Here is an 11,650-nt window from a genome sequence, read left to right on the forward strand (position 1 = left end):
CGTACGTTCTAGCGACTTTACCCCACCCTCCGATCCAAGGATGAACCCGTTGATGAAAAGACTGCTCAGCGCCCTCCTCCTGCTTCTTCTGACCTCCGCCTGCGCCTCCACGGCCCCCCCAACCAAGAACGCCGAATATTATCTCGAAGAAGGCGAGGCCCATCTGGAGAAGGGCCGCTACGAGGACGCTATCGCCAGTTGGGAAAAGGTCAGGGACAGCTATTTTTCCCCGGAACTAAATATCCTGGCCGAGTTGAAAATTGCCGAATCCTACTTCCTGAGCGAACGCTATGTTGAAGCAGCCACAGCTTACGAGGATTTCCTCAAGCAGCACCCCGACCATTCCCGCACGGCCAACGTCCTCTTTCAGCTCGGCCTCTCTTATTTTCACCAGATGCTCTCGCCGGACCGGGACCAGACAGCCACGCGCAACGCCCTGGCGACCTTCAGCGATCTGCAAAAACGCTTTCCCGACTTTCCCCAAGCCAAAGAGTTGGCTGACAAGATTGCTCAATGCCGGGAGCGCCTGACGGAACACGAAATGCTGGTCGGAGAGTTCTATCTGCGTACAAAACAGTATGAGGCGGCGAGCAATCGAATCCATGAGGCTCTCACCGAAAATCCGGCTTACGGCAAAAAAGATGAAGCTTATTACCTGCTCGGACATGCCTATCTCATGCTCGAACAACGTCAGCACGCGGCGGATGCTCTCAACTCGCTCTTTCGTGAATACCCTGCCAGCCCCTATTTCACGAAAGCCCAGAAGCTGGTGGAAAAGAAATACTGAAAGATTAACAGACCCCTTCCGAATGTCCTTCCCCCCCCGTGTTTCAGACACGGGGGGGTTTCTTTTGCATCCTATCCCCTCTGCGCACCCCCCCATCCCCCTCCCCCCACCAAAAACCTGAAATGTAATTTTTCATTCGATATTAGTTAATTTTCACATGATTGGAAATTTTTATCTTTACCCTTGACTTAATGATGCGACAAGTAGTAGAAAAAACCATCGCTGATTGTATACGGTATACACATGGCCGGAGACAACAGCGACCAGCTCGGCGCGTTATTATGCGAAACGGGCTTTTCAATGCGAACCAATGATCGTAGGTAACAACCAACGCGATCATATCCAAACCCTGATGGAGGAAAGCATGTCTACGCTGGAAAGTCGAATCCGCCGCAAGTCCCTGCTGAAAAAAGTGGTTCCCGTCGAGGACACCATCCCGTATTTCAAAGATGGCATGAACCTGGGCTGGTCGGGCTTCACCCCCGCCGGCTACCCCAAAGCGATACCTATTGCCTTGGCTGATCACGTTGAAAAAAACAACCTGCAGGGCAAGTTGCGTTTCAATCTTTTTATCGGTGCTTCCGTCGGCGCCGAAACGGAAAACCGCTGGGCCTCCCTGGATATGATCGACCGCCGTTGGCCCTATCAGACCGGCAAAGATATCGCCAAGGGGATCAACGAAGGACGCATCCGCATGGGCGACAAGCACCTCTCCCTCTTCGCCCAGGATCTCGGCTACGGCTTCTACACTAAAAATGCAACGGGCAAGGGCAAGATCGATATTGCCATCATCGAAGTCTCAGCCGTCACCGAGGACTGCGGTCTGGTCCTGACGTCTTCCTGCGGCGTGGTCGGCGAGATTCTCGCGATCGCCGACAAGATTATTCTCGAAGTCAACACCGGAGAGCCCTCCTTCGAAGGGATGCACGATATCGTCATCTCCCAGGATCCGCCGAATCGTCAGCCTTACCTGATCTGCAAAGCCAGCGACCGCATCGGCACCACCTACCTCCCCTGTGACCCCGAACGAATCATCGCCGTGGTCGAATCCAAGCATCGCGATAAAGGCCGCGCCTTCGCCGAGATGGACGACACCTCGGAACGCATCGCCACCAACATCCTCGACTTTTTCTCCCATGAGGTCAAAGCCGGGCGTCTGCCGAAAAATTTGCTGCCCCTGCAGTCGGGTGTCGGTTCCATCGCCAATGCCGTCGTCGGTGGCCTGGCCAAAGGCCCCTTCTACAACCTGAGCGTGTACACCGAAGTGCTGCAGGACACTATGCTTGATCTCTTCGACTCGGGACGCCTTGACTTTGCGTCCGCGTGTTCACTATCGCTGTCGGAAACGCCGGGTTTCCCCCGGTTCTTCGACAATATGGAAAAATACCGGGACAAAATCGTCCTGCGCCCCTTGGGCATCGCCAACGCACCCGAACCGATCCGCCGTTTGGGATGCATCGCCATGAACACCCCGATCGAATTCGACATCTACGCCCACGCCAACTCGACGCTCGTCGGCGGCACCCGGATCATCAATGGCATCGGTGGTTCCGGCGACTTCCTGCGCAACGCTTATCTGTCGATCATGCATACACCTTCGGCTCGTCCGACCAAAACCGACCCGACCGGCATCACCTGTGTCGTGCCGAAAGCACCGCACATCGACCACACCGAGCATGATCTCGACGTGCTTGTCACTGAGCAGGGTCTGGCCGACCTGCGTGGTATGGCGCCAAAGGATCGGGCTCAGGAAATCATCAACAAGTGCGCCCATCCTGACTACAAACCGATCCTCCAAGAATACTTCGACATAGCCAAGAAGACCTGCTTGGCCAAAGGAATCGGCCATGAACCGCAGCTCTTCGACCGCTGCTTTAAAATGCAGCTCAACCTTGCGGCTAAAGGCACTATGAAGATCGACAACTGGGACATCTGATCTCCCTTACGCCGCAAAAAACACAAAAACCAAAAACGCCCTTGAGCCAGCAGGCCAAGGGCGTTTTTTTACGTTCTCACTCCTTCCTTCGCAAGCTCCTAACATCGGCTCCGATTCCATGACCACATATACAAAAATGTTCATTTTAAATAAAATTATTTGCTAAAAGTAAATTAGCTAAGTCCTCGTTTCTCATGGACAAACCATAATTCTCATTACAAAACAATGGTTCATCTCACTCTATGAAAGCCCAAGGCGACGAATACAGTAATTAAAACAAACTTATCAATCCGGCAAAGGAAAAAAACAATTCAAAAAAAATTTAAATATCTAATTTTACTATTTTTTTCGAACTACACAACGTTCAAAAACAGCATTGGAAAGTTATTTAAGGTTATTTTTACCATAAATGAATTATGAAAAATTTTTCTTGACTCCCTTTATGAGCGCATTATATAAGCTTCTCATATAACAGGATTTTAGAAGTTAGCTGTCCATCTTGTTAAGGTTACCTATTCATCCAGTTTTAAACCGACCATAACGTTTTTATTGCCTGAACGCCACACCAACCCCCGCGGCGGAAGCCGACGTATCCGCAAATTCAAAGGAGGAAAGAGAGCATGGCTACATTAGAGGAACGCGTACGTTGTAAAGAATTGCTCAGCAAAGTAACGACCCCTGAGAATTGTGTACAGTACTTCAAAGATGGCATGAATGTCGGCATGTCCGGATTCACTCCGGTTGGCTACCCGAAAGTGGTACCTATTGCCCTGTGTGATCACGTTGAAAAAAACAACCTGCAAGGCAAGCTTAAGCTCAACCTGTTTATCGGTGCTTCGATCGGGGCTGAAGTCGAAGACCGCATGGCAACGCTCGACATGATCGATCGGCGCTGGCCTTATCAGACCGGCAAAAATCTTGGCAAGTCGATCAACGCCGGGCGCATCCGCATGGGTGACAAGCACCTTTCCATGTTTGCCCAGGATCTGAAATACGGCTTCTATACCAAGGACAGCGGCGGCCGACTCGATCTTGGCGTTATCGAAGCCTCCGCCATCACGGAAAAAGGCGACATCATCCTCACCGGCGCCGTTGGTGCGGCTAACGACATTATTGAAATTGCCGACAAAATCATCATCGAGATCAATACCGGTCTGCCTTCTTTCGAAGGTATGCACGATATCTACATGACCGACGTACCGCCCTATCGTACAATCATCCCCATCACGGATGCCAGGCAACGCATCGGCACCCCTTGGGTTCCGACCGACAAGAGCAAGATCATCGCCATCGTTGAGTCCAAGCTGCCGGACAACGGTCGCGCCCTGCGTGGTACTGACGATGTCGCCCAGGCGATCGCCGACAACATCGTTGACTTCTTCTCCACTGAAGTTAAAGCCGGTCGCCTGCCGAAGAACCTGTTGCCGCTGCAGTCAGGTGTCGGCTCCATCGCTAACGCCGTTATCGGCGGCCTGACCACCAGCCCCTTTGAAAACCTGATCATTTTCACAGAGGTTCTGCAGGATACGTTCCTCGATTTCATGGATTCCGGCAAGTGTACTTACATCAACTGCACATCACTGTCCCTGTCTAACGAAGGTTTTGAAATCTGGTGGAAAAATTTTGACAAGTACAAGGATATGGTTCTCATGCGTCCGCAGCAGATTTCCAACAACCCGGAAGTCATCCGCCGTCTCGGCGCTATCGGCATGAACACCCCGCTTGAATTTGATATTTATGCCCATGCCAACTCGACTCATGCAGGCGGTACTCGCATGCTGAACGGCATTGGTGGTTCCGGCGATTTCGAGCGCAACGCATACATCTCCATGATGCATTGCCCCTCCTGCCGCCCGAGCAAGACTGACGAATTCGGTATTACCGGTGTTGTTCCCAAAGCCCCGCACGTCGACCATACTGAACACGACATCGACGTTCTAGTCACCGAGCAAGGTCTTGCCGACCTGCGTGGCATGTCACCTCATGACCGTGCCCGCGAAATCATCAAAAAGTGTGCTCATCCGGCTTACAAAGACTACCTTACCGATTATCTTGAGCGCGCCATCAAGGCAACCGGCGGTGCTCATGAACCCCAGTTGCTTGACGAGTGCTACAACATGCACCTCAACCTCGCTAAAAACGGCACCATGCGTTTCTGGGAAAAGAAATAGAACACACCCCGCTTCACTTATTGCCAACAAAATCAAAACCCTTCCCTCGGGAAGGGTTTTGATTTATAATCCCCAAAAAATATTTTAACGGGTCTAATCAAGCCGGGGGAAATTGATTATTGCATTTGATCCAAAGAGCAAGACGGATCTTTTCCTGCAGGAGACTAACGATTTAATGAACAAAACCAATTCAATCGTTCTCATGAAAACATCCATGGGGGACATCAAAATTGCCCTGAATCAGGAGAAAGCTCCGATTACCGTCGAGAACTTCCTCGATTACGTGGATGAAGGCTTTTATGAAGGAACCATCTTCCACCGAGTCATTGATAACTTCATGATTCAAGGTGGCGGCATGACCGCCGACATGAAGGAAAAGAAAAACCGTACGCCGATCAAGAACGAAGCCGACAATGGCTTGGCCAACGCACGTGGCAGCATCGCCATGGCTCGCACCCAAATGGTTGACAGCGCGACCTCACAGTTTTTCATCAATGTGGTGGACAACACCTTTCTCAACCACCAGTCCAAAAGCCCGGCGGGGTATGGCTATGCGGTCTTCGGGCAGGTAATCGAGGGAATGGAAGTGGTCGACGCCATCCGTAAGGTGAAAACCGGCAATAAAGGCTTTCATCAAGACGTTCCCGTGGAAACGGTAACCATCGAAAAAGTCAGTCGCGTTGTCGAATAAGCTACGACAATTCTTGCCTATCCCAAAGAAAAAGCCGGAATTCCCGAATTCCGGCTTTTTCTTTGGTTGCCCCACCTCCCTGTGCTACAGTCATTTAGATACGCTGTTCTGATTGCTTTGCCACGGGGCACGACATGACGGGACGACCCTGGTTCGGCAAATTATACCGGACCTATTACGTATGCAAATTCTACCTATTACGCAAGGAGCGCCGGGAGCGTCAGACCTCTGGCGCTCGTAACGGATTTGTCGGCGTGCAAGTCGATGGCCTTTCAGCCCCCCACCTGCGTCAAGCCCTAGAATTCGGCTACATGCCCCACACCCAGCGTTTTCTCCGCAACGGTCACGCCCTTTTGGAATATCAGGCCGGCTTGCCCAGCACCACTCCCGCCGCCCAAGCTGCGATATTTTACGGTGACAGCGGCGGTATCCCCGCTTTCCGCTGGTTCGAAAGAGCCACCGGGCAACTGATCAGTTGCAACGACCCCGACCACGTCCAACATGTCCGGGAAAAGCTCTTCAGAGACAAAACCGGCCTGCTGGACAGCGGCTCTTCCTATTCAAACATTCTTGACGGGGGCGCGGCGCGCAGCGTTTTCACCGTCTCCTCTCCCCATCCCCAGACCCTATTCGGGCGTTTCGGTGGCCTGCGCTTCATGCTGCTGGCCCTGCTCCACCCGCTGCGCATCTGCCGCATGATCGGCGCGACCCTAGTCGAATACGTCACTGATGGCTACGAACGCTGGCAGTACCGGAAAACCCGCCCCTGGCATGTGAGTGAGGGGCTATTCCCACTGATCCGTGTTCTTTGCAACGTGGTCCTACGGGAGCTTCAGACCCTGGGAGTTCTCGCCGATATCTACGTAGGGGTGCCTTATATCTATACAACCTACAGCGGCTATGACGAACTTGGCCACCACTTTGGCCCCGGCTCCCAGGCCGCGCTGAAAAGCCTGCGCCATACCGATAAACGCATCGGCGAAATCCAGCGCATGATCCGTCATGCCGCAGGCGCCAATTACCAACTGGTCATCCTCTCCGACCACGGGCAAACCCCCGGTTACCCTTTTCATAACCGCTTCGGCGCCACCCTCGGGGATGCCATCAGCGCCTTTCTGAAAAAAAATCAGCGGGCCACCGTTTCCAGCGGGCCATTGGAGTTCACCGCCGTGCAACTCGATTATCTGCGGGCGGAGTTGGATACCCGCCCCAGCCACTGGCGCGACCGACTGTATCGTGCGACCAAAAATCTTTTGCAAAAAAAGATCCGCGATCTGGTTCCGGAAACCATTAAAATCGATCCAGAAGGAGGCGTCGTCGTTACCTATTCCAGCTCCCTGGCCCATCTTTACATCACCGGACACCAACATCGCCTGTGCGCTGCAGAAGTCGAAAGGGAGCAGCCGTTATTGCTGCGCTTCCTCAGCCAGCATCAGGGAATCGGCTTCGTTCTGGCACGAGGGGAAGGTCAGGGAATCTGGTGCTATCACGACGGCGAGCACACGGTCGGATCTGCGGAGAATCCTCCCAGCGCAAAAGAGTTGGAATTTCTTCGCCCCTACGGCGAACCGGAAAGCCTATGGCCACGCCTGGTCACTTTTGCTCAGGAAGATGCCTGCGGCGATCTGATTCTCTTCGGCGCCTACGATGGCGAACGAATCGCCTGTTTCGATGATCAGGTCGGCGGGCATGGGTCGGTCGGTGGCGAGCAATCACGTCCCTTCGTAATTCTGCCGAACAGTCATCCCCTGGCCGGGCGAACCGACGTGGTGGGCAACGACTTCCTTTACTATCAGGTTTTCACTCCCCTCAAAAACACCCCTTCCGTCCGCACTGCCTTCACAAATTTGAGATAGCGACCTTCGGGAAAGCTGGTCGTGAAAGGGAAATCCTCGCCCTGTCCGGCAATGCGAATTACCTGCAATCCACTCCCCGCCAGCAGAGCCCCGCGCCGCAACTCCTTAAGATAATCGGCAATATCCACTTTCTGGTGATTGGATGACGCAAGCAGCAAGCCTCCCGGCTCAAGCAACGGCAACAGGGCGGCGACCAGATCAGAGGTGCCGCCGCGTGTGGTAAAGCGGCTCTTCTTGGTGGTCGAAAAGGACGGGGGGTCCATCACCACCACATCGAAGCGTCGCCCCTGTTGCCGCAGGGTACGCAGCGCCTCCAGACAGTCATCCACAATAAATTCGTGCCGGCGCGGATTGTGACGGTTCACCGCAAAATTCTCTTCGGCCCACGCGAGGTAATGGGGTGAGGCATCCACGCTAGTCACCCGCTCAGCCCCGGCACAGGCAGCGGCCACGGAAAAAGCGCCGGTATAGGCGAAAAGATTGAGGACTCTCTTGCCGGCCGCCCACCGCATAAGATCCCGGCGGTTTTCCCGCTGGTCAAGGAACAGCCCGACATGCAGCCCTTCTTCGAGATCGACGAGAAAGTTCAATCCGTTTTCCAGTACGGCAAAGCGACCTTGGCGCTCCCGTCCCAACAGAAGACGACTGTACTTCTTGCCGGGAATCGCCGCCTCCAATTCCCGGGTATTTTGCGGGCGACGCTTTTCGTAAATCCCTTGGGGCTGAGCTTCTTGCTCCAACACCTTGGCCAGCAGCGGGAGATGCCTTCGCCAACCCTCGGCGTAGAGTTGAACCAGCAGGTAATCCCCATAGCGATCGACCGTCAGACCGGGAAGGCCGTCGCCTTCACCGTTGATCAGACGATAAGCCGAAGTTTCCTTCAAATCGAGGATCTGCAGACGCAGTCGCCAGGCATCCGCCACCCGCCGGCGAAGCCATTCCTGGCTTAAGGACATCGGGCCGAACTCAAGAACTCGCGCCACAACTCGATCCCCCGGATCGAACAGGGCACTGGCCAAAAATCGCCCCTCTTCGTTACGAAGCACAATAACGTCCCCCCGGTTTCCTTGCGGCCAGCGCTTCGTATACCGATCCTCAATCACCCAAGGATGACCCAGTTCAAGCATACGCTGGGTCTCGGATCCGACGACAAAATCCCCCTGTCTCATATGAAAGCTCCTTGAAAAAATTATCGGCAGCAATGAATTGTAAGGACCGTACGGTCAAACCACCAAGGGGAAAAGAGTCGCTGGCGGCGATCCCCCTGTGCTAATATCTCGTTTCCGTGCATTGCCGCAAGGAGAAAAGATGAAGGAAATGAGGAAAACACGGGGGGAACTTGCCATCGAAGAGATCATGGGCTCTCTTCCCCCCGAATCGGAACGTTATAAGGTTCTGGCCACCGCCCGGGCCTTCAAATCTTCGTGGGTCGCATTAGGCGAACGATTGTTGCGGGTCAAGCGTAGCGGCCTCTTTCAGGAGTGGGGCTACGACAACTTCGAAGAGTACTGCGCCCGCGAAATCCGCATCAAGAAGCCGACCGCCCATAAACTGACCTTGGCTTACGATTTTCTCGAACGGGAAGAACCGCAACTGGTCCCCCAACAGGGGGAGATCTCTCCAACCCCGGACTATCGATCCGTTGAGTTGCTAAGACAAGCACGGGAGGAAAAAGGCTTTTCAGATGAGGATTATGCTGGACTGCGGCGGGCAGTTCTGGAGGAGAACCGCAGTCATCCCACGGTTCAAAAACGCTTCAAAGAGGTAGAAGCGGCCCGACAGGGGGGACCGTCCGCAGGCGAACAACTGCGCGCCGTGCTGCTGACAGCCCGGCGTTTGGCCTCTCAGATTCAACAACTAGAACCCTTTTCGTCATCGGTCCCCGCCGATCTTTCACCACTTATCTTTTGGCTGGAAGAGCAACTTGAAAAACAGGGAGAAAAAGGGTCACCGGCTTGATGCCTCTGCCTCTGCCTGCGCCTTTAGCAAGGGAGACTCGATCTTTCTCAGATTCCACCAACATGGGCGCTGTGTACTAAATGCCAGATTTCCATGCTAACAAAAGCCATTCCAGACCGGACCTCAGACTACGCGAATCATGAACTCCGGACAAACGGCCGCGCAATAACCGCACAAAATACAGCGATCCTCGTCGACCCGTGCCTTACCGTCAAAAACGGACAAAGCATGATTCGTGCAGGCTTCGACGCAAGCACCGCAACCGACACAGAAGCGCTCCATAATTTTCAGCCGCCGCCGTCGCGCCTCAAGCCCTCGCCACAGGCCATCATCAAGAGGGCTGTCGCTGAAAAGAGCGATATTGGCATCAACCTCGGTTTCGGACAACATTCCGACAGCGACTCCATGAACTCCTGGAAGGTCACGAACAAAACGTAGGCTCTGACGCGCCTGCGCGATCAGATTCCCACCGGCCAGAGCCTTCATGGCATAGACACCCTTACCGGCCGTGGCTACTTCCGCAATCGCCTCAGCCATCTCTTGCGCACTTCCGTCCAAAATCCCCATCCCCTCACGATTGATCAGAGGATGCACCACCGCAATTTCCGGGTGCCGCGCTGCCTGGCGCACCGCACTTATATAATGAGTCGAAATACCCACATGGGCGATCTTGCCCTCGTGGCGCATTTCCAGGAGAAGATCGATGATTGCGGCCCGCTCAGTAAAGGGATCCGCCACCCTTGCGGCATGAACATGAACGATATCCAGCCGCTCGACACAAAGCTCTCGCAGCGCCCGCTCTACATGCTGACGAGCCGTAACCGGATCCGTCGCATGGGTCTTGCTGACCAAGTAGCATGACCCATTATAACCCTTCAGCGCCGCACGGATATGCCCAAAGGTTTCATAAAGTTCGGCCGTATCGATCATATTGACGCCCCGGTCGAGAGCATGGCGAAGAAGACGGCCGGCCTGTTCCAAGGGCATATCCGCCTGCAAGGGTCCCAAGGGAAGGCTCCCGAAAATCAGGGGACTAACGGCCATTCCGGTACTTCCCAACAGAACCTTGTTCATGATATCCTCCCGAAAATTTTTGCATTTAGACAAATTGCCACGCCTCTGTACCAGAGCCTTATCAGTGGTATAGTCAGAAGTACAGCTATCAAGCACGCGGAGCAAGGAGAAATCGATGTCGAGCGATTTCAAAAACCGGGTCAAGGAGCAGTTCGGCAAAGCGGCTGACGGATATGTTCGAGATCTGGGTTTTGCCCAAGGCGCAGACTTGGCGGAAGCGGCAAAATTGCTGCAACCAACACCGGATGACATCATGCTTGATGTCGCATGCGGCGGCGGCCATACCGCTCTCTACTTCGCGCCCTTGGTGCGTAACGTAGTCGCCTCGGACCTGACCATGCTGATGCTCAAAAAAGCCCAGGAATATATCAGTGAGGAAGGAAATGTTGATAACATAACCTTCCGCGAGGCGGATGCCGAAGACCTGCCTTTTCCGTCCGGATCCTTTACCATTCTTACCTGTCGCATTGCCCCCCATCATTTTTCCGATGTCCCCCGGGCATTACGGGAATTTCATCGGGTTCTGCGTCGTCAGGGCGGACGAATGATCATCATCGACACCCTATTGCCGGAAGATCCAGAGATCGCCGAATTCTGCCAGACCATGGAAAAAATGCGCGACCCAACCCATGTTCGTGCCTACAGTCGCAACGAATGGATTGCAATGATCGAAAACGCCGGATTCAAAGTCATGGCAACCAAAGTATTTCACAAAACCCATGATTTCAGTAGTTGGGCGAAACGCGCCGGTCTCCATCGCGAAGGAATCAGAAATCTTAGCCAATACTTCATCAACAGCTCCAGCAAAGTTCATGATTATTTTCAGATCGAAACATTTGCAGGTGAAATTGAAAGCTATACGGACAAGAAAATACTAATTTACGCCACCCGCCTTGATAAAAAATAGTCCTCAAATAGTCTCTACCGCGGCCCCTAAAATAATCCGACTTTAATCATCTCCGTTACATCGTGCATCAGCGCCGTGAACAGTGGTACATCTTTGTCCTTGTATGCTACTTCCCACAGCTTGTCAGCTTGGCTGGACAAATAAATCGAGTAGGGTGAGGCGAGCAGATCAAGCTCGCCTCATCCCTCTCACAGAACCGTACGTACGGGCCTCGTATACGGCTCCTGTCCATTCTTCCCCTCAGTACGTCTGAGGCAGGTACCCGGTTT

At 53.6% G+C, this 11,650-nt stretch carries 9 protein-coding genes; 7 read left to right on the forward strand and 2 right to left on the reverse strand.

Translation table 11 applies throughout. From position 1 onward, the window contains the following. Positions 1-52: 52 nt before the first annotated feature. From RBR25_RS13575 to RBR25_RS13595, 5 genes are all read left to right on the forward strand, one after another. A complete protein-coding gene (locus RBR25_RS13575) occupies positions 53-787 on the forward strand; it encodes an outer membrane protein assembly factor BamD (protein WP_432820090.1) in 735 nt (244 codons plus the stop codon). A 364-nt stretch (positions 788-1,151) separates the two neighbouring features. After that, on the forward strand, positions 1,152-2,723 hold the full coding sequence (locus tag RBR25_RS13580; protein WP_432820091.1) for an acetyl-CoA hydrolase/transferase C-terminal domain-containing protein: 1,572 nt from the start codon (positions 1,152-1,154) through the stop codon (positions 2,721-2,723). Positions 2,724-3,343: 620 nt separating this feature from the next. Next, positions 3,344-4,894 (forward strand): acetyl-CoA hydrolase/transferase C-terminal domain-containing protein, encoded by a 1,551-nt coding sequence (locus RBR25_RS13585; protein WP_432820092.1) that lies wholly within the window; start codon positions 3,344-3,346, stop codon positions 4,892-4,894. A 175-nt stretch (positions 4,895-5,069) separates the two neighbouring features. Continuing rightward, entirely contained in the window at positions 5,070-5,585 is a 516-nt protein-coding gene (locus tag RBR25_RS13590; protein ID WP_432820093.1) for a peptidylprolyl isomerase, read from the forward strand. Positions 5,586-5,719: 134 nt separating this feature from the next. Then, complete coding sequence (locus RBR25_RS13595; RefSeq protein WP_432820094.1) at positions 5,720-7,441, forward strand: alkaline phosphatase family protein; 1,722 nt, start codon at positions 5,720-5,722, stop codon at positions 7,439-7,441. Here RBR25_RS13595 and RBR25_RS13600 read toward each other — a convergent pair. Continuing rightward, positions 7,378-8,610, reverse strand: coding sequence for a class I SAM-dependent rRNA methyltransferase (locus RBR25_RS13600; RefSeq protein ID WP_432820095.1), 1,233 nt, complete (start codon positions 8,608-8,610; stop codon positions 7,378-7,380). The genes RBR25_RS13595 and RBR25_RS13600 overlap by 64 nt on opposite strands. Positions 8,611-8,758: 148 nt before the next feature. Here RBR25_RS13600 and RBR25_RS13605 point away from each other — a divergent pair, with 148 nt between their 5' ends. Then, complete coding sequence (locus RBR25_RS13605; protein WP_432820096.1) at positions 8,759-9,400, forward strand: hypothetical protein; 642 nt, start codon at positions 8,759-8,761, stop codon at positions 9,398-9,400. A 123-nt stretch (positions 9,401-9,523) separates the two neighbouring features. On the opposite strand, the gene RBR25_RS13610 is transcribed toward RBR25_RS13605, so the two are convergent. Beyond that, on the reverse strand, positions 9,524-10,474 hold the full coding sequence (locus RBR25_RS13610) for an aldo/keto reductase (RefSeq protein WP_432820097.1): 951 nt from the start codon (positions 10,472-10,474) through the stop codon (positions 9,524-9,526). 115 nt (positions 10,475-10,589) lie between these two features. Between RBR25_RS13610 and RBR25_RS13615 the strand changes: the two genes are divergently transcribed. Further along, the gene (locus RBR25_RS13615; protein WP_432820098.1) at positions 10,590-11,381 is read left to right on the forward strand and encodes a class I SAM-dependent methyltransferase; all 792 of its coding nucleotides are present in this window, start codon (positions 10,590-10,592) and stop codon (positions 11,379-11,381) included. Positions 11,382-11,650 lie beyond the last annotated feature (269 nt).

The sequence above is a fragment of the Trichloromonas sp. genome (assembly GCF_034006665.1).
Lineage (GTDB): Bacteria > Desulfobacterota > Desulfuromonadia > Desulfuromonadales > Trichloromonadaceae > Trichloromonas.